This window comes from Lactobacillus sp. N54.MGS-719 (assembly GCF_000980505.1).
GTDB lineage: Bacteria > Bacillota > Bacilli > Lactobacillales > Lactobacillaceae > Lactobacillus > Lactobacillus amylovorus.
Genome location: NZ_LARO01000001.1, coordinates 19,310 through 43,293 on the forward strand (window position 1 = coordinate 19,310; position 23,984 = coordinate 43,293).

At 38.6% G+C, this 23,984-nt stretch carries 21 protein-coding genes; 20 read left to right on the plus strand and 1 reads right to left on the minus strand.

All coding sequences use genetic code 11. From position 1 onward, the window contains the following. Positions 1 to 47 precede the first annotated feature (47 nt). The 9 genes from priA to WS44_RS00175 are packed head-to-tail and all read left to right on the plus strand — an operon-like array spanning position 48 to position 10,086. Entirely contained in the window at positions 48 to 2,447 is a 2,400-nt protein-coding gene (priA, locus tag WS44_RS00135) for a primosomal protein N' (RefSeq protein WP_046432369.1), read from the plus strand. Between the two features lie 13 nt (positions 2,448 to 2,460). Then, positions 2,461 to 3,405, plus strand: a complete 945-nt coding sequence (fmt, locus tag WS44_RS00140) for a methionyl-tRNA formyltransferase (protein WP_013642174.1) — start codon at positions 2,461 to 2,463, stop codon at positions 3,403 to 3,405. Further along, the gene (rsmB, locus tag WS44_RS00145; RefSeq protein WP_046432371.1) at positions 3,392 to 4,720 is read left to right on the plus strand and encodes a 16S rRNA (cytosine(967)-C(5))-methyltransferase RsmB; all 1,329 of its coding nucleotides are present in this window, start codon (positions 3,392 to 3,394) and stop codon (positions 4,718 to 4,720) included. Before fmt ends, rsmB begins: the two co-directional genes overlap by 14 nt. Positions 4,721 to 4,724: 4 nt before the next feature. Continuing rightward, entirely contained in the window at positions 4,725 to 5,480 is a 756-nt protein-coding gene (locus WS44_RS00150; RefSeq protein ID WP_013438191.1) for a Stp1/IreP family PP2C-type Ser/Thr phosphatase, read from the plus strand. Beyond that, positions 5,470 to 7,497 (plus strand): Stk1 family PASTA domain-containing Ser/Thr kinase, encoded by a 2,028-nt coding sequence (gene pknB, locus WS44_RS00155; RefSeq protein WP_013438190.1) that lies wholly within the window; start codon positions 5,470 to 5,472, stop codon positions 7,495 to 7,497. The genes WS44_RS00150 and pknB overlap by 11 nt, the downstream gene beginning before the upstream one ends. Continuing rightward, positions 7,498 to 8,388, plus strand: a complete 891-nt coding sequence (gene rsgA, locus WS44_RS00160) for a ribosome small subunit-dependent GTPase A (protein WP_046432374.1) — start codon at positions 7,498 to 7,500, stop codon at positions 8,386 to 8,388. It begins immediately after the preceding gene. An 11-nt stretch (positions 8,389 to 8,399) separates the two neighbouring features. Continuing rightward, complete coding sequence (gene rpe, locus WS44_RS00165; RefSeq protein ID WP_046432376.1) at positions 8,400 to 9,050, plus strand: ribulose-phosphate 3-epimerase; 651 nt, start codon at positions 8,400 to 8,402, stop codon at positions 9,048 to 9,050. After that, positions 9,050 to 9,736, plus strand: a complete 687-nt coding sequence (locus tag WS44_RS00170; protein ID WP_046432380.1) for a thiamine diphosphokinase — start codon at positions 9,050 to 9,052, stop codon at positions 9,734 to 9,736. The genes rpe and WS44_RS00170 overlap by 1 nt, the downstream gene beginning before the upstream one ends. 44 nt (positions 9,737 to 9,780) lie before the next feature. Further along, the gene (locus WS44_RS00175; RefSeq protein ID WP_046432383.1) at positions 9,781 to 10,086 is read left to right on the plus strand and encodes a hypothetical protein; all 306 of its coding nucleotides are present in this window, start codon (positions 9,781 to 9,783) and stop codon (positions 10,084 to 10,086) included. Positions 10,087 to 10,184: 98 nt separating this feature from the next. Here the strand turns inward: WS44_RS00175 and rpmB are convergent, their stop codons facing one another. Next, on the minus strand, positions 10,185 to 10,370 hold the full coding sequence (rpmB, locus tag WS44_RS00180; protein WP_007125368.1) for a 50S ribosomal protein L28: 186 nt from the start codon (positions 10,368 to 10,370) through the stop codon (positions 10,185 to 10,187). A gap of 167 nt (positions 10,371 to 10,537) precedes the next feature. Here rpmB and WS44_RS00185 point away from each other — a divergent pair, with 167 nt between their 5' ends. From WS44_RS00185 to WS44_RS00235, 11 genes are all read left to right on the plus strand, one after another. Then, on the plus strand, positions 10,538 to 10,900 hold the full coding sequence (locus tag WS44_RS00185; RefSeq protein ID WP_003547910.1) for an Asp23/Gls24 family envelope stress response protein: 363 nt from the start codon (positions 10,538 to 10,540) through the stop codon (positions 10,898 to 10,900). Positions 10,901 to 10,921: 21 nt separating this feature from the next. Next, positions 10,922 to 12,583: a DAK2 domain-containing protein gene (locus WS44_RS00190; protein WP_013438185.1), complete on the plus strand. Its 1,662-nt coding sequence runs from the start codon at positions 10,922 to 10,924 to the stop codon at positions 12,581 to 12,583. 1 nt (position 12,584) lies between these two features. After that, positions 12,585 to 14,621 (plus strand): ATP-dependent DNA helicase RecG, encoded by a 2,037-nt coding sequence (gene recG / locus WS44_RS00195; protein WP_014565966.1) that lies wholly within the window; start codon positions 12,585 to 12,587, stop codon positions 14,619 to 14,621. A gap of 22 nt (positions 14,622 to 14,643) precedes the next feature. Then, complete coding sequence (gene plsX, locus WS44_RS00200) at positions 14,644 to 15,645, plus strand: phosphate acyltransferase PlsX (protein ID WP_046432390.1); 1,002 nt, start codon at positions 14,644 to 14,646, stop codon at positions 15,643 to 15,645. Between the two features lie 33 nt (positions 15,646 to 15,678). Next, entirely contained in the window at positions 15,679 to 15,921 is a 243-nt protein-coding gene (gene acpP / locus WS44_RS00205) for an acyl carrier protein (RefSeq protein WP_013438182.1), read from the plus strand. Positions 15,922 to 16,040: 119 nt separating this feature from the next. Continuing rightward, complete coding sequence (locus tag WS44_RS00210) at positions 16,041 to 17,069, plus strand: ABC transporter ATP-binding protein (protein WP_013642167.1); 1,029 nt, start codon at positions 16,041 to 16,043, stop codon at positions 17,067 to 17,069. 3 nt (positions 17,070 to 17,072) lie between these two features. Next, positions 17,073 to 18,059 carry an ATP-binding cassette domain-containing protein gene (locus WS44_RS00215; RefSeq protein WP_013642166.1) on the plus strand — a complete coding sequence of 329 codons (987 nt, stop codon included), beginning with the start codon at positions 17,073 to 17,075 and terminating at the stop codon, positions 18,057 to 18,059. Between the two features lie 2 nt (positions 18,060 to 18,061). Continuing rightward, on the plus strand, positions 18,062 to 19,021 hold the full coding sequence (gene opp4B, locus WS44_RS00220; RefSeq protein ID WP_013642165.1) for an oligopeptide ABC transporter permease: 960 nt from the start codon (positions 18,062 to 18,064) through the stop codon (positions 19,019 to 19,021). Between the two features lie 14 nt (positions 19,022 to 19,035). Further along, positions 19,036 to 19,968, plus strand: a complete 933-nt coding sequence (locus WS44_RS00225) for an ABC transporter permease (protein ID WP_013642164.1) — start codon at positions 19,036 to 19,038, stop codon at positions 19,966 to 19,968. Positions 19,969 to 20,187: 219 nt separating this feature from the next. Then, complete coding sequence (locus WS44_RS00230; RefSeq protein ID WP_046432394.1) at positions 20,188 to 21,957, plus strand: oligopeptide ABC transporter substrate-binding protein; 1,770 nt, start codon at positions 20,188 to 20,190, stop codon at positions 21,955 to 21,957. A 207-nt stretch (positions 21,958 to 22,164) separates the two neighbouring features. Then, positions 22,165 to 23,937 carry an oligopeptide ABC transporter substrate-binding protein gene (locus WS44_RS00235; protein ID WP_046432395.1) on the plus strand — a complete coding sequence of 591 codons (1,773 nt, stop codon included), beginning with the start codon at positions 22,165 to 22,167 and terminating at the stop codon, positions 23,935 to 23,937. Positions 23,938 to 23,984: the final 47 nt, after the last annotated feature.

Consider the following 23,984-nt stretch of genomic DNA (forward strand, 5'->3'; position numbering starts at 1 on the left):
ATTGACCTTCATCCTATGGGGTGAAGGTCTTTTTTACAGGTGATTAGATGATTGCTCAAGTGATTGTAGATGTTGCGGCGCGACAGACTGATCGCGTTTTTGAATATCATGTTCCCTCTGACATTGAGAAGGAAATCCAAGTCGGGTCAAGAGTAGTAGTGCCTTTTGGACCCAGAAAAGTGCAAGGCTTTGTTATCGGCCTATCTGAAACTAGCAATTTTAAAGGCAAAATGAAGGATTTGTTGGTAGTGGTTGATGAAATGCCGCCACTAACGCCTGAATTAGTTAAATTATCTGCAGATTTAGCACAAAATATTTATTCATACCGGATCAAAATTTTACAGGCTATGCTGCCATGGGTGATGCGGGCCGGCTATCGTAAACTATTGCTACCTGCTAGTCCAAAGGCTAAAGAGATGCCGTTTTTTCAAGGCGATCCCATTGATTTAAATAAAATAACAGATTCAACACAAATCAAGAAAATCCGCAGTTTGCTAAAAAATGATGATGCCAAGATTGAGTATGTTGTCGACAATAAGGCTAAAAAGAAAAAGGAAAATCAATATGCATTGGCTTTGGCACCAGAAGAATATACTAAAATCTATAATACTTTGCGGCAAAATGCGGTAAAGCAAAAGCAGCTTTTGATGGATATCATTGAACATACCGATGCTTATCCCAAAACACAAAAGGAATTAGAAGCTGGATTGGGTTTAACCGCTGCAGTCTTGAATTCGGCTGTTAAAAAAAGCTGGCTAAAGAAAAAGGCAGTTGAAGTTTATCGTGATCCTTTAGCAGGCTTTAAAGATGATGAAAAACCAGCTCCAATCAAGTTAAATGATGAACAACAACATGCTTTAGACGAAATTGCCAAAGCTATCGATGAGAAAAAAGCTGAAACATTTTTGCTTGAAGGAATTACTGGTAGCGGCAAGACTGAAGTTTATTTGCATGCCATCAGTAAAGCTTTAGCCCAAGGCAGAACCGCCTTGATGCTGGTGCCAGAGATTTCGCTTACCCCACAGATGGTGCGTCAAGTAAAGGCAAGATTTGGTCAAGAAGTTGCTGTCTTGCACAGTGCGTTATCTGAAGGAGAAAAATATGATGAATGGCGCAGAATACGCCGCGGCGAAACCAAAGTAGTAGTTGGTGCCAGAAGTGCGGTTTTTGCACCGCTTAAAAATATCGGCTTAATCGTGATCGATGAGGAACACGAGTCATCATACAAGCAAGAGTCTGATCCGCGCTATAACGCTCGAGATGTGGCTATCTGGCGCAGTAAATACCATCACTGTCCACTTGTATTAGGCAGCGCAACGCCGTCTTTAGGAAGCCGTGCAAGGGCACAAAAGAATGTCTATCATCTTTTACGACTAACCAAGAGAGCCAACAATAAGAAGCTGCCTAAAGTAAGATTAATCGATTTAAAACATGTTCAATTTGCAGGCGGCCAATTTGATTTATCGCTTGAACTAGTTGATGCGATTAAAAAGCGACTAGAGAAAAAAGAACAAGTTATTTTGATGCTTAACCGTCGCGGTTTTGCCAACTTTATGCTTTGTCGAGAATGTGGCTTTGTCTTAAAATGTCCTAACTGTGATGTATCTTTGAACTTGCATAAGGATACTAACAGCATGCAGTGTCACTATTGTGGTCACACTGAACCAATTCCTACTCGTTGTCCTAATTGTCAAAGTTCTCAAATTCGTTTTTTGGGTACTGGAACGCAAAAAGTACAAGAAGAGTTGGAAGAACTTTTGCCAGGCGCTAGAATTTTACGCATGGATGTTGATACCACCCGTAGAAAGGGTAGCTACAAGAAAATTTTGGATGCATTTGGTAATCACGAAGCAGATATTTTACTTGGAACGCAAATGATTGCCAAAGGTTTGGATTTCCCTAATGTAACCTTGGTAGGAGTAATCAATGCCGATACAGGTTTGTGGCTCTCAGATTACAATGCTTCTGAAAAGACATTTGAGCTTTTAACGCAAGTTGCTGGGCGTGCTGGCCGAGCAGATAAAGAAGGAGAAGTGCTGATCCAGACATATAATCCGGAACACTACGCTATTCAATTAGCTAAGACGCAGGACTATGAGCGTTTTTATGGCTATGAAATGAACGTTAGACACGCCGGAAACTATCCACCATACTTCTTTACTGTTTTAATTTCAATTGCTGCTAAAAAAGAGCAAAACGCTGCAAGAGAAGCTTTTAAGATCAAACGCTATTTAACTAAAGAGCTTCATGCAGAAACGATTATTTTAGGGCCAACGCCAAGTGCAATTTCTCGTGTAAAAAATCAATATTATTACCAAATACTGGTAAAATATAAAAAAGAACCTAATTTGAATAAACTATTACACCATGTTCAGGATTCCGCACAGGAAGCAAAGAAGTATGGCTTAAGTATTTTTATTGATAATGAACCAGAAAGAATAATGTAGAGGAGATGCTGTAATGACATCAGTAATATTTATGGGAACACCGGAATTTTCAGTTCCAGTACTTGAAGGTTTAATTGAAAATAATTATGAAATTAAGGCTGTAGTAACTCAACCAGACAAGAAGGTTGGACGTAAGCAAAAAATTACTAAGAGTCCAGCTAAGGTTGCTGCAGAAAAACATAATTTACCTATTTACCAACCTGCAAAATTATCTGGCTCTGACGAAATGCAAGAATTAATTGATATGCACGCTGACTTAATTGTTACTGCAGCCTATGGTCAATTTTTGCCAACTAAGTTTTTGAATTCAGTTAAAATTGCTGCTGTAAATGTTCATGGCTCACTTTTGCCTAAGTATCGTGGCGGTGCACCAATCCAATATTCTTTAATTAACGGGGATGCCGAAACTGGTATTACCATTATGGAAATGGTCAAAAAGATGGACGCCGGCGATATTTATGCTCAAGAAGCAATTAAGATTCAACCGGATGATAATGCTGGTACTTTATTTGCCAAGTTGGCAATTGTAGGTCGTGATCTTTTGCTTAAGACTTTACCTTCAATTATTGATGGTACTGTTAAAAAGACGCCTCAAGATCCTGATAAAGTGGTCTTTTCACCTAATATTACCAAAGAGCAAGAAAGAATCACTACTAGCATGACAGCTACTGAAGCCAATAATATGATTCGTGCTCTTAACCCAGATCCAGGCGCTTACATGATGGTTGAAGGCAAGCGTTTCAAGGTTTGGAAGGCTGAAGTTGCTGATGAAACTACAGATTTGAAGCCAGGTTCAGTTGTCGCAAATAAGGGTCGCTTCGCTATTAGTTTTGCCGATGGTAATGTTTTGAATTTGCTTGAAGTACAACCAAGTGGCAAGAAGCGCATGAATATTAAGAACTTTTTGAACGGTCAAGGTAGCAAGTTTACACCAGGAGAAGAAATTGTCGACAAGTAAAAGCGCTCGTGCAATCAGCTTAGAAACATTAATCAAGGTTTTACAAGATAAATCCTATTCAAACATCAGCCTAAATAACAGTCTTAACCATTCAGATCTCTCACAGGCTGATCAAAATTTAGCCACTAAGATTGTTTATGGGACGATTCAGTATCGACTTTTTTTAGAGTATCAATTGAAAGGCTTAGTGAGAATTAAATTAACTGAGAAATATCTAAAGCCACTTTTATTGATGTCCATTTATCAAATTGTCTTTTTGGATAAAGTTCCCAATCGCGCGGTCTTAGATGAAGCAAATAAACTTGCTAAACAGTTTGGCAAGCATCACTCATCTGGCTATCGTGTAGTGAATGGAATTTTACGTTCATTTATTAGACGAGGCGTAATTTTACCTGACGCAAAAGATGAAATAAAATATTTGAGTGTAAAAGAAAGTATGCCTGAATGGCTAGTAAATTATTTTGCCAATCATTGGGGCATGGACCGTACTAAAAAGTTGCTTGAAAGCATCAATCAACCGGCTAAAAATAGTGTCCGCATTTCAGCATTATGTGATCGAGATCAAGTCTTTAATCAACTAAAAACGGAAGGTTATGAACCCGAATGGTCTAACTTATCTGTTAATGATATAATTTTAGATCATGGCGGCGTTAGTCAAAGTGATTTATTCAAGCGCGGAAAATTGACAATTCAAGATGAAGCCGCTAGTTTAGTGATAGAATCTTTTGATTTTGATTCCAAAGAAGAGCATATTTTGGACGCATGTAGTGCTCCGGGCGGTAAAACCGTGCAAATGGCAGAGCGAGTTGTCGTCGGTGATGTAACAGCTTTAGACATTCATGAAAAGAAATTGCATTTAGTTAAAGAAAATGCGAAAAGAATGAATGTAGCTAATAAGGTTAAAATTAAAGCTTGTGATGCGCGCAAAGTACAAGATGTTTTCAAGCCGGGAGAATTTACTAAGATTTTAGTAGATGCACCTTGTTCTGGTTTAGGTTTATTAAGACGTAAGCCAGAAATTCGCTATACTAAGACTGAACGCGACTTGCAGAATTTACAAAAAATTCAATTGGCAATTTTAGAATCAGTTAGTCCATTATTAAAAGAAGACGGTGAATTAGTTTATTCTACTTGCTCAATTTCGGTAGAAGAAGATGAAGCCGTGGTCGAAAAATTCTTAAAATTGCATCCCGATTTCGAATTAAAGCCATTCAAGCTCAGCAAGTTGAAATCAAAGACTGGGATGCTAAAAATAATGCCTGACCAAGATAACAATGATGGATTTTTCATTGCTAAATTTAAGATGCGAGGTTAGATTTTTGATTGAAACAGCATACGCTTCTAGTATCGGTAAGGTACGAAAAAGCAATCAAGATTTTGTACAAGTTTTTAAAAATCGCAAGGGAATCACTTTGGCGGTCGTCTGCGACGGCATGGGTGGACATCAAGGCGGCGACGTAGCCTCAACAATGGCAGTTACGCATTTGGGGCATAACTTCGGCATTACCGACTTCACCGATACTAATATTGCGCATAAATGGTTGGATGTTCAGTTAAATTCTGAAAATGAAACCATTTTGAAAACGGCTGATAAGTTTCCCGATTTAAACGGAATGGGGACCACCATTGTTTTAGCCTTTGCTTTTGACAATGATGCTTTAATTGCTCATTTGGGTGATTCACGTGCATATAGCTACTCAGAAGGAAAGTTTGTTCAACTCACAGAAGACCATTCTTTAGTCAACGAATTGGTTAAAATGGGTCAAATTACCAAAGAACAAGCTAAGCATCACCCACAAAAGAACATTATTACTCAAGCTTTGGGTGTATCTAGTACGATTGATCCTGAGATTAATGAAATTAAATTGGGCGATAATGACATTATCTTGTTGTGTACCGATGGATTAACTAATTCTCTTAGTGATCCGCAAATTCAACAAATTTTGGCAACTAAAGAATTAAGTTTGAAAGAACGCTGCAATAAGTTAATTAGCGAGGCTAATCGATTAGGTGGTGGTGACAATATTACTGTCTGCCTAATTTGGAATAAGGAGGACGAAAGCAGTGATCGATAAAGGTTATCTGCTTGGAGAGCGCTATCGCATTATTGATACTTTAGGCGAAGGCGGGATGGCCAATGTTTATCTGGCTGAAGATATTATTTTACAGCGTAAAGTTGCTGTTAAAATCTTGCGCTTAGATTTGCAAAATGAACCTCAAACGCAAGCTCGCTTCCAAAGAGAAGCATTAGCTACCAGTGAGCTAAGTCATCCTAATATTGTCTCAGTTCTTGATGTTGGTACGGATCATGGACTTCCTTATATGGTAATGGAATATGTCGACGGTCCTGATTTAAAAGAATATATCCGTGAAAATTCTCCATTAGATTTGCGTGAAGTAATTCGCATCATGGATCAAATTTTAAGTGCGGTAGCTCTTGCTCACAAGCATAATGTGATTCACCGAGACTTAAAGCCACAAAATATCTTAATGGATAAAAGAGGTAATATTAAAATCGCCGATTTTGGTATTGCAGTAGCGCTTAACCAAAGCTCAATTACGCAAACTAATTCAGTGATGGGTTCTGTCCATTACATGTCACCAGAACAAACAAGAGGAGGATTGGTTACTAAGCAATCCGACATTTATTCTCTTGGGATCATTCTTTATGAATTGATTACAGGTACTGTGCCATTTAATGGGGATACGCCTGTTTCTGTTGCTTTAAAACATGCTCAAGAACCTATTCCTTCAATTAGAAAGAAAGACAAGAGCGTTCCGCAAGCATTAGAGAATGTCGTTTTAAAGGCGACAGCTAAGGATCCACGTGATCGTTACGCTTCTGCTCAAGTAATGAAGGCAGATCTTGATAGCAGTCTTGATCCCGAACGAAGCGATGAACCAATCTTTGTTCCGAATCACGGCAATAGCGATGATAAAACCATCGTTTTACCAGGATTTAAACCACAAAAGACTACTGCTGAGGAATCCAAGAAAGAGGAAAAATCAGAGGTAGAAGAAACACCTAAGAAAGAAAAAAAGAGCTTTTGGCAGAATGTTAAAGCTCATAAATGGTGGTGGATCTTTTCTGTGATTGCCGCTGGGTTGATTATTTTCATTATGATTTTTGCTTTAAGCGGCAATAATCAACCCAAGCAAGTCAATGTCCCTGATGTAACCAACATTGCTGAGAATGCAGCGGAGAGAAGGTTAGAAGCTGCTGGCTTGCAAGTGGGTAAAATTATTCGACGTCAATCTGATGATGTTAAAAAGGGCTATGTCATTGCCACTAATCCGACGGCTGGCAATTCTCTTGATCGAGGAAAATCTGTCAATTTGATCGTTTCTAGCGGTTCAAGCATGGTAAAGGTGCCTGACGTAGTAGGCGATGATTATGATAAGGCCGCTGAGAAGTTAGAAAATCAGGGCTTCGATGTGGTTAGAGAAGATCAATTCTCAAGCAAGATTACTCAAGGCAACATCATTTCGCAAAGTATTGCTGCCGGGGTTGAAGTTAAGCCAACGCAAACTACAATTACTTTGGTAGTTTCTAGAGGTAAGGCTCCACGTCAAAGAAGTAATACGGTGACATTGAAAGATTTGCATAATTACTCATTAAAGAGTGCTCAAGATTATGCAAGAGATCATGGTTTAACTTTGCAGATTAATCAAGAGTACTCTGATGATGTCGAAAAAGGCTTAATCATTTCAATGGATCCAGGTCCTGGAACAAAAGTTGATCGTGGCTCAACCATTGCAATTAAGGTTTCTCGTGGACCCAAGGAAGAAAAAGAGACCACAATAACTAAGAACTTTACCGTAAACTATGTTGGGACAGCAGACGACAGTGCTGGAGAAACAGATAATAATAAAGATGAAGACAGTTCATCCAGCAAGTCAAGTTCTACTAAGGGCGATCATGTTCAGATCTATATTAAGGACGACGATCACTACTTAAGCAATATTTACCGTGATCTTTATATTAAACGTGATATGAGCTTCTCAATTCCATTTTCAATTAAGAATGGTGCAGGACAATTAAGAGTAGTCCGCAATGGAGAAACTATCTTGAATGAAAAGGTGACTAAATAAATGAAACTAGCACAAGGAACTGTTATTGGTTTAATTGCTGGTTATTATGACGTAGAAACCGCTGCGGGTATCGTGAGAACGCGTGCTCGTGGCGTTTTTCGTCAAAAAAAGCAAAAACCAGCAGTAGGAGACCGAGTAGAAATCCAGATCGATGACAAAGGAATGAGTTATCTGGTTAAAATTATGCCGCGGTTAAATCGAATTGGCCGTCCAGCTGTCGCAAATGTTAGCCATGTATTATTGGTAATTTCTGCGGTTGAACCAGATTTTTCATTAGAATTATTAGACCGCTTTTTGACTTTCTTTTCTTGGCAAAAGGTAAAGGCAACTATTTATTTGTCTAAGGCTGATCTGATCGACGATGATAAACTTAGTGAAATAAAAAAATCTTTAGCTTACTATCAAGAAATCGGTTATCCTGTTTTTACTGACTATCATGATGTACAAATTAAGATTCCAGAATTGATCGGTAAAGATCAAATTTGGACGCTAGCGGGACAATCTGGTGCGGGTAAGTCAACTTTATTGAATCACTTAAAAGAAGACGCTCATCAAGCTACAGGCGAAATTTCGACTAGTTTAAACCGCGGTAAGCACACTACTAGAAAAGTAGAATTGTTTAAGTTGGGCGAAGGCTTCCTTGCTGATACACCTGGCTTTTCTTCAATTGATTTGACCCCAATTAAACTTAATGAATTATGCAATTACTTTGTGGAATTCAAGCGTGCTAGTCAAAAATGTAAGTTTCGCGGCTGTCAGCACTTGAAAGAACCAGGTTGTGAAGTAAAGAAGCTGCTTGAAGAAGGTAAAATTTTAGCAAGCCGATACAAGGATTATTTGGCAATGCGGACCGAAATTAGTGAAGGCCGCATCCCCGAATACTTAAAATAACGGAGGAAAATATGCTTATTGCACCATCAATTTTGAATGCAGATAATCTAAATTTAGAAAATGATGTCAAAGATGCCATTGCTGCAGGAATTAGCAGATTTCACATCGATATTATGGATGGACATTTTGTGCCTAATCTTTCTTTTGGACCTCAATTGGTTCAAGACTTCAAACGTGAATTTCCGATGACAGAATCAGAAATTCATTTAATGAGTGATAATCCAGATGATCTTATACCAGCCTTTGTGGATGCGGGTGCTGATCTGATTGAACTTCACTATGAAGCAATGAGTGAGAAGAAATTGGATTATTGGCTTGATTACTTAATTTCCAATGATGTCAAAACTTCTTTAGCAATTAATCCTGATACGCCTAGCGATGTTGTAGCTAAGTTTGCATCTAAGCTTGATCAGGTATTAGTAATGACGGTTCATCCTGGCTTTGGCGGACAAAAATTTATTGAGGATTCTGCTGAGAAAATTAAACAGGCTAGAGAAATTGTTAGCAACGATATTGCTATTGAAGTAGATGGCGGTGTTAATGATCAAACTATTAAAATCGCCAAGGATGCTGGTGCTAATGTCTTTGTAGTGGGTTCATATTTATATAAAGATGGTGATATAGCTAACCAAGTTCGTAAATTAGAAAATGTCATTAAATAATGAGAGCATATGCATTATTAGGTGGCCCAACTGATTTATGGCCCCAGAATATTAAAGAGCAGCTATTAGAGGCTAAACGCAATCATGAATTGATTTTCGGTGTCGATCGTGGTGCCTTGTTTTTAGAAGAACTAGGTATTACGCCCGATGTAGCGATTGGCGACTTTGATTCATTACAAGATAATGATTTGGCACGGATTGAAAAGAGCGTAACAGACATCCGCTATTCTAACCCAGTTAAAGATTTGACCGATTCGGAGTTAATGCTGCAAACGGTTTTTAACGACTATCATGCAGATAAATTAACTATTTTAGGTGCAACCGGTGGCAGACTAGACCATTTCTTGATTAATTTATTGATGCTTCTTAATCCGGCTGTTAATCAATTTGCGCCAAAGGTAGAATTGTCAGATAAACAAAACAGCATCGAATTCTTTAACCCAGGGATGCATGTGATTGAGAGAAAGGAAGAATATCCGTATATCGGTTTTGCTTTGCTCTCTGCAACTGAGAATTTTAATATAATTGGTGCAAGATATGATCTGAAAAATTATTCAGGTAAGTATCCTCGCGTTTTTTCATCAAATGAATTTTTACCTAACAGCGACAGTTTCAAGATTACCTTTAAACAAGGCTTGATTGCGGCAATTTATTCTAAAGATATCAATCGCTTTCATAATCTTTGAAAAAGTGTGAAAATAGGGTAAAGAAAAAGAAATGAGGAAATATTATGAAGTATATTGATTTTGAAAAAGATGTTGCTGATTTCGAAAACGGTCGCTATGAAGCCAGACTTGATCGTGCAAAGAGAAATGTAGAGGACTACATGCACAAGAATCACGTTCATGTTTTTGATAAAAAGAAGAATAAGGAAGTTGCTACAATTAACGGTGCAGCTAGAAATGTTACTTATCAAGATTTAGGTTTGCCAACTAAGCTTGGTGAAATGATTACTGAGTATGCTTATACGCCAATCGATGAAAGAATGGCAGAAGAAATTTCAGACGATGATAAGCATCACAACATTATGAAATAAAAGAAAAAGGGACAGCGTGAAGCTGTCCCTTTTATGATTGCTAAAAAAGCGTAAAAAAATAGTCTACCAGATCGAAGATCTAATAGGCTTTTTTATTATTAGGCACGAGTAACTTTACCAGACTTTAAAGCCTTGGTTGAAACCCAAACGCGCTTTGGCTTACCGTCAACAAGAATGCGAACTTTTTGAAGGTTTGGCTTCCAAGCACGACGAGCTGAGTTCATTGAGTGTGAACGTTTGTTACCGAATGTAGTCTTCTTACCTGTTACGTAATCTTTTGCCATTTGCTAAACCTCCTTTATTTGTGGTGTCATACTTAATTAGATTATCATATGTTTTGAAGCAATTCAACTCTAAAAGGATTTTTTTACAACGTATTTTGTTTATTGATTGAGTAAGTACTATGATAAAATAATAAACGTATACATAGATAATGAGACGGAGGACAAAGATGGCTGTTAAGATCAAGACAAAAGATGGTTTGATTGATATTTCAAACGGTGTAATTGCAACTGTTGTTGGTGGCGCAGCTACGTCTAATTATGGCGTTGTAGGAATGGCATCTAAGAATGCTATTCGCGATGGCTTTGACGGGATTCTTAACCGCGCCAACTATAAACGTGGCGTTGTTGTAAAGTCAGAAGATAATGAAATTACTGTTGACGTGTACATTATTGTTGGTTATGGACTTAAGATTTCTGAAGTAAGTAAGAATGTTCAAGACAGTGTTAAATTCAATCTTTCTAATCAATTAGGAATTAACACTAAAGCCGTTAATGTAATCGTTCAAAGCGTAAAAGTACTTGACGAATAACGTAAGCGGAGGTTTTAAATAGTGGTTTTAAATGAAATAGATAGTAAGCAATTTAGAGATATGGTGCGTGTTGCCACCCACAGAATTGGTAAGAACGCTGAGTTTGTTAACTCATTGAACGTGTTCCCAGTTCCTGATGGTGATACTGGTACCAACATGAATTTAACTATTGAAAGTGGGGCAAGAGCCGTTTCTGAAAATCCTAGCAGCAATGTTGGTGATTTGACTGAAAGCTTAGCTAAAGGAATGTTGATGGGTGCACGTGGTAACAGTGGTGTTATTACTTCACAGTTGTTCCGCGGCTTCTACAAAGCTACTCAAGGCATGAAGACCTTAACTGCACAAGAATTGGCTAACGCCTTTTCAAATGGTGTAGCTACTGCTTATAAGGCAGTAATGAAACCTGTCGAAGGTACTATTTTGACTGTAGCTCGTGTTGCTGCTCAAGAAGGTGCTTCTAAGGCTAATGACACTGATGATGTTACTGAAGTAATGAAGGCAGTTGTTGAAGGTGCTAAGAAGGCTCTTAAATCAACTCCAGATTTACTTCCAGTATTGAAGCAAGTTGGTGTTGTTGACTCAGGTGGTCAAGGACTTTTGTTCATTTATGAAGGTTTCTTAGAAGGTCTTCTTGGTGAAAACTTTGCTGATCAATATCAACCTGACGAAACTGAAATGGATGAAATGATCAACGCAATGCACCACCAATCTTCTGTACAAAGTCAACTAGCTACTCAAGATATCAAGAACGGCTACTGTACTGAAATTATGGTTGACCTTAACGCTGACGTGCCAAACAAGAAGAAATTCGATTTGGAAGAATTCAGAAAGCACTTGTCAGGTTTGGGCGACTCACTTTTAGCTGTATCTGATGGTGAAATTGCTAAGGTTCACGTTCACACCGAACACCCTGGTGATGTCTTCAAGTACGGTAGTCAATTCGGTCAATTAGGCAAGATCAAGATCGACAACATGCGTATCCAACACGAAAGCATCGTTGATCAAGATGAAGAACAACAAGGATCAGTTGACTTTGCTGTTATTGCCGTAGCTTCTGGTAACGGTATTAGAAAATTGTTTGAAAGCGAAGGCGTAAACAGAATTATTTCTGGTGGTCAAACAATGAACCCATCAACCCAAGACTTTATTGATGCAATCAAGAAGTCAGGTGCTAAGAAGGCAATTGTTTTGCCAAACAACGGTAATATCGTGATGGCTGCTAAGCAAGCTGCAGAAGTTAGTGACATTCCAGTAGGTATCGTACCAAGCAAGACTATCTCACAAGGTCTTACTGCAATGCTTTCATTTAACCCAGATGCTTCCGTTGATGATAACGTTGAAGCTATGTCAGAAGATCTCGACACTGTAGTTTCAGGTGAAGTAACTCAAGCTACTCGTGATACTGAAATTGACGACGTAGAAATTCACAAGAATGATTACCTTGGTATCATCGACGGTAATATTAAGGTTGATAACGCTGATTTGATCAAGGCTACTACCGAAATGATCGAAAAGATGCTTGATGAAGATTCAGAAATCATTACCATCATGTTTGGTCGTGATTCAAATGAAGAAGAAGCACAAGAAGTGGTTAGCCAACTTGAAGAAAAACATGATGATCTTGAATTTGAAATTCATGATGGCGGTCAACCAGTATATCATTTCTTAGTATCAGTTGAATAAAATGTTAGATAATGCATTATTTGCTCCGGTAACAGATTTAAAAGGCGTAGGGACAAAGACTGCAGCTGATCTAGGAAGCTTAGGGATTTATAGTATTTATGACTTACTCTTTTATTTTCCTTTTCGATATGACGAACTTCAAACATTGCCGTTAGACCAAATCATGGATGGTCAAAAGGTAATGCTGAAAGGAATCGTAGCAACTGAGCCTTTTGTTAGTGGATTTGGATACAAGAAGAGCAGACTAAGCTTCAAAATAAGAATTGACCATGATATTGTCATGGTCAATTTTTTTAATCAACCGTGGCTGAAAAGTAAAATTGAGATTGGGCAAGAAGTTGCCATTTATGGTAAATACAATGTCGCTCGGCAAAGTTTGTCCGCCTTTAAATTTGTAGCTGCTAAAGAAAATGACAGTGGTATGGCGCCGATTTATCCAGTTAATCGACATGTAAAGCAAAAGAAGCTGATTAATTTAATTAATTTGGCTATTGATAGTTTCTTAGATCAGGTGCAGGATATTGTTCCAAAAGAAATCATGGAAAAGTATCGTCTGCTACATGATCAAGAAATTATTCAAAAAATGCATCACCCTAAAAATGGTCATGATGCTGAATTGGCTAAAAGAAGTGCGATTTTCCGTGAATTCTTCATTTTTGAATTGCAGCTGGCGTTGCTTGCAAATCATGATGGTAAGCAGCAGGGTTACCCTAAGAAATATGATTTAAAAGAAATAGCTAATTTGACTAAATCTTTGCCATTTGAGCTTTCTGATGATCAAAAGAAAGTTGTTAATGAAATTTTCGCGGATATGCACTCAGATGGTCAAATGAGAAGATTGCTTCAAGGTGATGTTGGCTCTGGTAAAACCATTGTAGCTGTTTATGCTATCTTTGCGGCAATTAGTGCGGGCTACCAGGCTGCCTTGATGGTGCCAACCGAAATCTTGGCTACGCAGCATTTTAAAAAGATTGATGAGTTGCTGCGTCCACTTGGCGTAAGAGTAGCTTTACTTACAGGTAATACTAAAACACTCGAGCGCCGTGAAATTTATTGCGAGTTAACGGACGGAACGATCAATGTCGTCATTGGTACTCATGCTTTAATCCAAAAGAACGTCATCTTTAAAAAGTTAGGCTTAGTCATCATTGATGAACAGCACAGGTTCGGTGTTGGTCAAAGACAAGCTTTGATCAATAAAGGTGACAATCCGGATATTTTAGCAATGACGGCAACGCCAATTCCTCGAACTTTGGCTCTGACTGTTTATGGCGATATGACAGTATCTGAAATTCACCATCTGCCGGCTGGCCGAAAACCAATCATTTCGGCTTGGAAGACCAGCAGCCAGATGAAAGACGTTTACAAGTTAATGTACGAGCAACTAGATCAGGGCTTCCAAATTTATGCGGTAACGCCATTGATTACAGAATCAGAAACTCTGGATTTAAAGAATGCTGAAGAATTGCATGAAAAATTAAGCCATGATTTTCCAGATCAGAATGTAGTGCTTTTACACGGACAAATGCCAGGAGCTAAAAAAGACGAGATCATGTCCGCCTTTGCTAGTGGTGAAATCAATATTTTGGTAACGACCAGCGTAATCGAAGTTGGAGTTGACGTAGCTAATGCCAACATGATGGTCATTTATAATGCCGATCGTTTTGGTCTAAGTCAATTGCACCAGCTGCGTGGAAGAATTGGACGTGGTCAAACACAAAGTTACTGTATCTTTATTGCAGATCCTAAGACGGATTCAGGCAAGGCTAGAATGAAAATCATTGCCGCAACCAACAATGGGTTTAAATTGGCTGAGGAAGATCTTAAAATGCGTGGTGAAGGTGATTTATTCGGTAAAGCTCAATCCGGTTTGCCAGAATTTCGCGTAGGTGATGTGGTCAATAATTACAATACGTTAGTAGTGGCCCAAAAGGTCGCCCGTGAGTTGGTTAAAGCAGATCCAGAATTAACAAGTCCGGAACATAATTCCTTAAAGCAAGTGTTAGAATATAAGCAATTAGAACAAAACAGAATTTAAAAAAGATGTGGTGAAAAAGTATATGAGAACAATTGCAATTGATGCCATGGGCGGTGAAAATGCCCCAGAAGCAATCATTGAGGCTGTTTTGAAAGTAAAAGGCGAAATGCCCGACACTAAATTTTTACTATTTGGTGATAAAGAACAATTGCGTAAATTAATTCCAGCTGATCAAATTAATGATCAATTGGGTGTTGTATCAACAACTGAAATTATTGAAGATGAAGATGAGCCAGTAAGAGCCATCAGAAAGAAAAAAGATTCTTCAATGGTGGTTGCCGCAAATTATGTTAAAGAAGGAAAAGCTGATGCACTTCTTTCATTAGGTAACACCGGTGCGCTTTTGGCATGTGGTATCTTTATCATCGGCCGAATTAAAGGCATCGTTCGTCCTGGTTTGATGCCAACGCTTCCTGCACAAAACAGTGATGATGGCTTTAACATGGTAGATGTAGGTGCTAACGCTAAGAGTAAGCCTGAATACTTGTTGCAATGGGCGCAAATGGCTTCTTATTATGCAGAAAAGATTCGCGGTATTGAAAATCCACGTATTAGCCTTTTAAATGTTGGTGCAGAAAGCGACAAGGGTGACGATGTTCACCAACAAGCTTATCAATTGCTGAAGGATAGTTCATTGAACTTCCAAGGAAATATTGAAGGTAACGAACTATTGCTTGGCAACGCTGATGTTGTAGTTACTGATGGTTTTACCGGCAATGCCGTTCTTAAAAATATCGAAGGAACTTCAAGCGTTCTTTTACATCTATTAAAAGACAGTCTTTTAAATGGTGGCGTCATGACTAAGCTTGGTGCTTTAATGGTCAGGGGTTCATTATCCAGCCTTAGATCAAAATTTGATACTGCTAAGTATGGTGGAGCTGTCCTTCTTGGTGTCAATGCACCAGTTGTTAAGACACACGGCCGTTCAGATGTAAGACCGATTTACTACACCTTGAAGCAGGTTGATAAAATGATTAAAGAAAATCTTGTTGAAGATTTTAAAGACGAATTTGCTTCAAAATAGTAAAATAATTTATTAAAAAGGAGGAATATTTATATGTCAAAAGAAGAGATTTTTAATAAGATCAAAGATTTGATTGCTGAAAATTTTGATGTAGATAAAGACAAGATCACTGAAAGTACTAGCTTTACCGACGATTTGGATGCTGATTCAATTGACCTAGTAGAATTCATTTTGCAACTTGAAGATGAATTCGGCTCAGAAATCCCTGATGAAGAAGCTGAAAAGATTAAAACAGTTGGGGATGCAGTCTCATATATCGAGTCTCATCAAGGTTAATTTCCTAAAAAAGCCGTGTAGCTATTTGCATACGACCAGCTTTGTGTTTATAATTAGAAAATAAATAGAAAAGATTAAACGGCTTTTAATGAACAAAGCCATAAATGGAGGAATGACCTTTGGAAAAGCAGAGTGATCTATTATTAGATATTCAGCACCTGCATACGGCGTACCGTTTGCAAGGGAAATTCTATGATGCTGCAGATGATATTAATTTGACTTTGAAGCGTGACGAAATTCTTGCTATCGTAGGCGAATCTGGTTGCGGTAAGAGTACTATCGCTGCAAGTATTATTGGATTGTATGACCATAAAAACACCAAAGTTACAGGTGATATTCTTTACAACGAATTGAACCTAGTTGGTTTGAATGAATCATTGTTTAATAAGATTCGTGGCGACAAGATCGGTATGATCTTCCAAGACCCACTAGCCAGCTTGAATCCTTTGATGCGTGTTGGTGATCAAGTAGCTGAAACTTTATACTACCATACGGATATGGATGAAAAGGCACGTCATGCACGTGTTATTGAATTATTTAATCAAGTAGGTATGCCTAAGCCTGAAGAAATGTACGCAATGTATCCACACGAATTATCAGGTGGTTTGCGTCAACGTGTCGTTATTGCGATGGCTATCGCATGTAAGCCTGAAATCATCATTGCTGATGAACCAACAACAGCTTTGGATGTAACTATCCAAGCTCAAATTTTGGACTTGCTTGAAGACATTCAAAAGCAATCACACTCAGGTATTATTTTGATTACACACGACTTGGGCGTTGTGGCAGAAACTGCAGATGAAGTTGCTGTTATGTATGCTGGTCAAATCGTAGAAAAATCAGATGTAAAGACGATTTTCGAAAATCCTCTTCATCCGTACACAAGATCATTGCTTAATTCAATGCCTCAAACTGATGATTCAGATGAGGACCTCCATGTTATTCATGGTACTGTGCCATCACTTAAGAATATGCCACGTACAGGTGATAGATTTGCTGCTAGAATCCCATGGATTCCAGCAAGCGCTCATGAAGAAAATCCACAAGTACACGAAGTAGTCCCAGGTCACTGGGTAAGATGTACTTGCTGGAAGACCTTCCATTTTGAAGGCGAAGACGAAACGCAAAAAGCAGCAAGTGGGGAGTAGTATATGGGCAAAGAAATAATTCAGATTAAAGATTTAAAAGTATATTACCCAATTCGTTCAGGCTTTTGGAACAGAATTACTGATTATGTTCGTGCCGTTGATGGGGTTAACTTCTCAATTGGTGAAGGTGAAACCTACGGCTTAATTGGTGAATCTGGTTCTGGTAAGTCAACGACTGGTAAGGTAATTGTTGGTGTTGAAAAAGCTACTAGTGGTCAAATTATGTATAAGGGCCTAGACGTAACTAAGGCAAGCAATCGTAGAAAGCTTGACTACAACAAGGATGTTCAAATGATTTTCCAGGATTCAATGTCAAGTTTGAACCCAAGAAAGAGAATCGAAGATATCATTGCTGAGCCAATCAGAAACTTCGAAAACTTGACTACTGATCAAGAACGTGATCGTGTACAAGAATTACTCGATATTGTAGGGATGCCTAGTGATGCGATTTACAAATATCCTCATGAATTCTCTGGTGGTCAGCGTCAAAGAATTGGTGTTGCTCGTGCGGTAGCTACGAATCCAAAATTGATTGTAGCCGATGAACCAACTAGTGCTTTGGACTTATCAGTTCAAGCTCAGGTTTTGAACTTCATGAAGCACATTCAACAACAATACAACATTGCATACTTATTCATTTCTCACGACTTAGGCGTGGTTAAGCATATGTCAGAAAATTTGGCGATTATGCACCGTGGTCGTTTGGTAGAACTGGGTAGCCGTGATGAAATTTACAAGCACCCAATTCATATTTATACTAAGCGACTTCTTTCCGCAATTCCTAGGGTAGACGTAGAACACCGTGAAGAACACAAGAAGCACCGTGAACAAGTCGAAAGAGAATTTAAGGAAAACCAAAGCAAGTGGTATGACGAAAATGGTCGTGTTTACCCACTTCAAAAGGTAGCTCCTAACCACTGGGTAGCTTTGCCAAAAGACATGGCACAAGAAGCTAAAATTGAAGAACGAGAAGAAAAGGAGAGTGATTAAGCATGTGGAAAACAATCTTACGTCGTTTATTAATCATGATCCCTCAATTGATCATCTTGAGTCTGCTCGTCTTCCTTTTAGCTAAGATGATGCCTGGTGACCCATTCAGCGGATCAATCAACCCTAACACTGACCCGAAGCAAATTGAAGCTTTAAAAAGAGCTGCTGGTCTTTATGATCCTTGGTACGTGCAATACTTTAGATGGGTAGGCAACTTGTTCCATGGTGATTTAGGTACAAGTTACATCCAGCACGTTCCAGTAGTTTCATTGATTGCCGATCGTGCAAACAATACTTTCTGGCTTTCACTTTTGACTACAATTTTGACTTATAGTATTGCTATTCCTCTTGGTATCACTGCTGGTCGTCACCAAGATGAATGGCAAGATACTAGTGTTCAAATCTTTAACTACATTACTTTGGCAACGCCAGGGTTCGTATTCTATATCTTAGGATTATGGCTCTTCGGCTTTACTTTAGGTTGGTTCCCAATCTCAGGTTCAGTTTCAGCTAACGCGTCAGGATTCTGGGGCGTGCTTGGCAGTAGACTTTACCACATGATTTTGCCAGCAGTCTTGTATGCTTTGATTACTACTACTGGTATCGTTCAGTACTTGAGAACTGGTATCGTTGACAACAAGGTTGAAGACTACGTCAGAACAGCTCGCAGTAAAGGTGTTCCTGAAAATGTCGTTTTCCATAAACACATTTTGAGAAACTCATTATTGCCAATCGCTGCCTTCCTTGGTAATACTATTACTGGTCTTCTTAGTGGTTCAATGATTATTGAAAGTGTCTTCAGTTATCCTGGTATGGGTAAGTTGTTCCTTGACTCAATCAGTCAACGTGACTACACCACTTTAACTGCTTTGATTCTTATCTTTGGTATTTTGACTTTAATTGGTAACTTATTGTCAGATATCATTATGAGTATTATTGACCCACGTATTAGAATTCAATAGGGAGGAGAGAAGAAATGGCTGATAAGAAGAAAGATACTGCTACAAAGAAAGCAAGTAAAAAAGACGCTACACCAAAGGCTACTCTCCCACCTTCTGGATTCAAGGTGGCTGTACGTGAAATTTTACGTTCTAAGTCTGCTTTAACAGCGTTGATTATCATTATTTTAATTTTGTTATTCACTTTTGGTGGTTCACTGTTCTTGAATAGAGCACAAATTACTGAAATGAATATCGCTGACGCATATTACGGTTGGGGCCAAGGTGGTCACCTTCTTGGTACTGATGATGGTGGTCGTGACATTTTGAAGCTACTCATCATGGGTGGACGTAACTCAATCATGATCGGTATCTCAGTTACTGTAATCACTGAAATCGTTGGGTTGGTAGTCGGATTAGTTTCTGGTTACTATGGTGGTGTTATTGATGTCATCATCATGAGAATAGTTGACTTCATTCAAATTTTGCCACAAATGCCAATTATCATTGTTTTGACTACAGTTATTCCTAACTACAACGCTGTAACTTTGGTATTCTTGATCGCGATGTTCGGATGGACGACGACGGCACGTTATTACCGTTCATTCATTCTGTCACAACGTGACCGTGACTATGTTTTGGCATCAAAGACATCAGGCTCATCTAACTTACAAATCATGTTCCGTGAAGTTTTGCCAAACATTACTTCAATGATTATCATCGACGTTGTTTTAACTATTGCTGGTAACATTGGTATTGAAACTAGTCTGTCTTTCTTGGGCTATGGGTTGCCAACTACTACACCATCACTTGGTACTTTGATTGGATTTGCTGATGACCCAGTTAACGTTATTAACCGTCCATGGTTATGGCTTCCAGCTACTATCTTGCTTTTGGTAATTTCCTTAAGTATTAACTACGTTGGTCGTGCTCTTCAACGTGCTGGTGACGCAAGACAACGTGAAAATTAATAATCTAATAAATATATTAAAACAGCTCTATCGCTTGATAGAGCTGTTTTTGTGTCTGCATGATAATAAAGTTATGTAATTCTAATAAAATAAAAATTAAAAATAATTTCATAAAACTATTGAAAAAACTAATATAGCGTGGTATTATTTAATCATCAACTTGATTCAAAGATTTTTAATAAAAATCATAAAAGATATCCTAGATGGAGGAATAATTATATGAAATTAACAAAGATTTTAGGTTCTGTCGGAGTAGTTTCCGCGGCCGCATTAGCATTGGCTGCTTGTGGTCAAAGCGGTAACAGCAATAACCAAGGAGCAAAGGATGCTAAGAAGTTTCCAGATTCAACTCCTAAGAAAGCTACCAAGCAGGGTGGTACCGTTTCTGTAGCTTTGGAAACTGATACTCCATTTACTGGAATCTTTTCAGATGAATTATCAACTTCCGCAATTGACTCAAATGTAGCTGCACCTGGTGAAGAATCATTATTCGATACTGATGATCATTACAGAATTAACAATAAAGGTGCCGCAACTATGAAACTTGACCGTAAGGCCAAGACAGTAACCATCACTGTTAAGAAGGGTGTTAAGTGGTCAGACGGTAAGCAAGTAAATGCTAAAGACCTTGAATATCCATACGAAATTTTGGCAAACAAGAAGACTCAAGCACAACGTTACGATTCAACTCTTGAGTCAATTCAAGGTATGAAAGAATACCACGAAGGCAAGGCTAAGACTATTTCTGGTATTGAAATGCCAGATGGTGAAAAGGGTCGTACAATTGTAATTCACTACAAACAAATGAGACCAGGTATGTACTTCTCAGGTAACGGCTACTTCTGGGAATCAGCTGCACCATACCACTACTTAAAGAATGTTCCATTTAACAAGCTTCAATCATGTGATCAAATCAGAAAGAAGCCATTATACTTTGGTCCATTTAAACTTGATAAGCTTGTTCGTGGTCAATCAGTAACTTGGGTACCAAACAAGTACTACTGGAGAGGTAAACCAAAGTTAAACAAGGTTGTAATCCAAGTAGTTAGCCCTAACTCAGCTTCGCAAGCTATTAAGAGTCACAAGTTCGATATCGCTGGCGTAATTAACTCACAATGGGATCAAGTTAAGAACACCAAGGGTGTTAACTGGGTTGCTCAAGTTCCATTGGCATACAACTACGTTGGTTTTAAGATGGGTAAATGGGACGCTAAGACTGGCAAGAATGTCATGGATAAGAACTCCAAGGTTTCCAACAAGTCATTGCGTCAAGCTATTGGTTACGCAATGAACATTGATGCCGTTAACAAGCGTTACACCCAAGGCTTGAACTTCAGAGTTAATACTTTAATTCCTTCAGGCTTCGGTGAATACCACGACAGCAGCATCAAGGGCTACAACTACAACTTGAAGAAGGCTAACCAATTATTGGACAAGGCTGGCTACAAGAAGAAGGGTAAGTGGCGTGTACAACCTAACGGTAAGCCATTAGTACTTCACTTTGCTGCTATGTCAGGTTCACCAAACGCTGAAGCTATTGCTCAAAACTACTTACAACAATGGCACAAGATCGGTTTGAACGTTAAGCTTACTGGTGGTCGTTTGATGGAATTCAACTCATTCTACGACAAGGTTCAAAACGATTCTAAGGATATCGACTTCTTCCAAGCAGGTTGGAGCTTAGCTTCTGAACCATCACAAGGAAGCATGTACGGTGAAACTTCACCAATGAACTACGAACGTTTCGTAACTCCAGAAAACAACAAGCTGCTTGCTGAAATGGACTCAGAGAAGTCATTTAACACTAAGTACCGTGTAAAGGTCTTCCACCAATGGCAAAAGTACATGTTCGATGAAGCCTTTGTAATCCCAACCAGCAACTCATACAGTATCAATGCTGTAAACAACAAGATCACCGGTTACTCAACTAAGCCATCACAAAACAACAACGGTCACCAATTATGGTACCAAGTAGGTTACGCTAAGTAATTAGGCACATTAGTAAAAATCTCCAAAATTTCTAAACAATAAATAATCCTTTACATAAACTTTCATATTAAAAATCTAATAACTAACATAAAAAAGCGACAGATGTCTTAAAAAGATACCTGCCGTTTTCATGCTATTGTAACTATTTTGTAATAGTGCTATTATTGATAGTATCAACTTGTTCCAAGTTATGGAGGATTTTTACTAATGAAAAAGGCAAAAGTATTTGCTGGCATTACACTTTTATCAGGTGTTGCTCTTACTTTAGCAGCTTGTGGGAAGTCATCTAATCAAAACGCTAATGAAGCTTCAACTGCTGCTAAGTTTAGTTCAGTTGTTCCAAAGAAGGCTACCAAGAACGGTGGTACTGTAAAGGTTGCTGTTGAAACCGATACCCCATTCACAGGTATTTTTAATGATGAACTTTCAACTTCAGCAACTGATACCGAAGTTATGCAATATGGTGCTGAATCACTTTTCTCAACTGATGATCATTATGTCTTCACTAATAAGGGTGCAGCTACCATTAAGATTGACCAAAAGGCCAAGACTGCAACTATCAACATTAAGAAGGGCGTTAAGTGGTCAGATGGTAAGCAAGTAACCGCTAAGGACTACGAATACGCTTATGAAATTATTGCTAACAAGGATTCTAAGTCACAACGTTACACTGCAAGTTTAGCTGACTTGGTAGGTTTGAAAGAATACCACGAAGGTAAGGCAAGCACTATTTCTGGTCTTGAAATGCCAGATGGTGAAAATGGTCGTAAGGTTGTTCTTCACTTTAAGACTATGAAGCCAGGTATGAACACTAGTGGTAATGGCTACATCTGGGAAGCTGCAGCACCTTACCACTACTTAAAGGACGTTAAATTCTCAGACTTAATGTCAAGCGACAAGATCCGTAAGAAGCCTTTGTTCTTTGGTCCATACAAGCTTCAAAAACTTGTTCGTGGTCAATCAGCTACTTGGATACCAAACAAGTACTACTACAAGGGCAAGCCAAAGCTTAGCAAGATTACCGCTACTGTAATCAACCCTAACTCAGTTGCTCAAAGTATTAAGTCAAACAAGTTTGACGTTATCCAAGTTATCAACTCACAATGGCCAAACGTTAAGAATACTAAGGGCGTTAACTTCATTGCTACTGTTCCACTTTCATACTCATACCTTGGCTTTAAGGTAGGTAAGTGGGACGCTAAGAAGGGCGAAAACGTAATGAACCCTAAGTCCAAGATGAACAACAAGGCTCTTCGTCAAGCCATTGGTTACGGTATGAACGTTAACCAAGTTGCTAAGCGTTACTCATACGGCTTAAGCTTTAGAATTCCTACTTTGATTCCTAAGCAATTCGGTGACTACTTCGACAAGGATGTTAAGGGTTACTCATACAACATTAAGAAGGGTAACGAAATCTTGGACAAGGCTGGATACAAGAAGAAGGGTACTTACCGTGTACAACCTAACGGTAAGCCTTTGACTATTCATCTTGCAGCTATGAGTGGTAATGCTAACCAAGAACCAATCATCCAAAACTACATCCAACAATGGAAGAAGGAAGGTTTGAACGTTAAGCTTACTGGCGGTCGTTTAATTGAATTTAACTCATTCTACGACAAGGTTCAAAACGATGACCCATCAGTTGATATGTTCATGGGTGCATGGTCACTTTCAAGTGAACCATCACCAAACGACCTTTACAGTAAAACAGCTCCGATGAACTACTCACGTTTCGTAACTAAGAAGAACACTCAACTTCTTGATGAAATGGACTCACAAAAGGCCTTCAACCACCAATACAGAATTGATAAATTCCACGAATGGCAAAAGTACATGGATGACGAAGCTTACGTTCTTCCTGTATCAAACAGTTACACTATTACTGCAGTTAACAAGAAACTTACTGGCTACTCACTTAAGCCATCAGCTTCAATGGGTAACGGTTTCCCTAACTGGTACAATGTAGCTTACGCTAAGTAATAAAAATTACTAAATATTAAAAGACTACTTCATTTTTTTGAAGTAGT

Excerpts from the sequence above, each read along its gene's own strand:
- fmt (WP_013642174.1), top strand. The coding sequence starts at position 2,461 with ATGACATCAGTAATATTTATGGGAACACCGGAATTTTCAGTTCCAGTA.
- WS44_RS00185 (WP_003547910.1), top strand. The coding sequence starts at position 10,538 with ATGGCTGTTAAGATCAAGACAAAAGATGGTTTGATTGATATTTCAAAC.
- WS44_RS00175 (WP_046432383.1), top strand. The coding sequence starts at position 9,781 with ATGAAGTATATTGATTTTGAAAAAGATGTTGCTGATTTCGAAAACGGT.
- WS44_RS00215 (WP_013642166.1), top strand. The coding sequence starts at position 17,073 with ATGGGCAAAGAAATAATTCAGATTAAAGATTTAAAAGTATATTACCCA.
- recG (WP_014565966.1), top strand. The coding sequence starts at position 12,585 with ATGTTAGATAATGCATTATTTGCTCCGGTAACAGATTTAAAAGGCGTA.
- priA (WP_046432369.1), top strand. The coding sequence starts at position 48 with ATGATTGCTCAAGTGATTGTAGATGTTGCGGCGCGACAGACTGATCGC.
- opp4B (WP_013642165.1), top strand. The coding sequence starts at position 18,062 with ATGTGGAAAACAATCTTACGTCGTTTATTAATCATGATCCCTCAATTG.
- plsX (WP_046432390.1), top strand. The coding sequence starts at position 14,644 with ATGAGAACAATTGCAATTGATGCCATGGGCGGTGAAAATGCCCCAGAA.
- WS44_RS00235 (WP_046432395.1), top strand. The coding sequence starts at position 22,165 with ATGAAAAAGGCAAAAGTATTTGCTGGCATTACACTTTTATCAGGTGTT.
- rsgA (WP_046432374.1), top strand. The coding sequence starts at position 7,498 with ATGAAACTAGCACAAGGAACTGTTATTGGTTTAATTGCTGGTTATTAT.
- WS44_RS00170 (WP_046432380.1), top strand. The coding sequence starts at position 9,050 with ATGAGAGCATATGCATTATTAGGTGGCCCAACTGATTTATGGCCCCAG.
- rpmB (WP_007125368.1), bottom strand. The coding sequence starts at position 10,370 with ATGGCAAAAGATTACGTAACAGGTAAGAAGACTACATTCGGTAACAAA.
- acpP (WP_013438182.1), top strand. The coding sequence starts at position 15,679 with ATGTCAAAAGAAGAGATTTTTAATAAGATCAAAGATTTGATTGCTGAA.
- WS44_RS00225 (WP_013642164.1), top strand. The coding sequence starts at position 19,036 with ATGGCTGATAAGAAGAAAGATACTGCTACAAAGAAAGCAAGTAAAAAA.
- rpe (WP_046432376.1), top strand. The coding sequence starts at position 8,400 with ATGCTTATTGCACCATCAATTTTGAATGCAGATAATCTAAATTTAGAA.
- WS44_RS00230 (WP_046432394.1), top strand. The coding sequence starts at position 20,188 with ATGAAATTAACAAAGATTTTAGGTTCTGTCGGAGTAGTTTCCGCGGCC.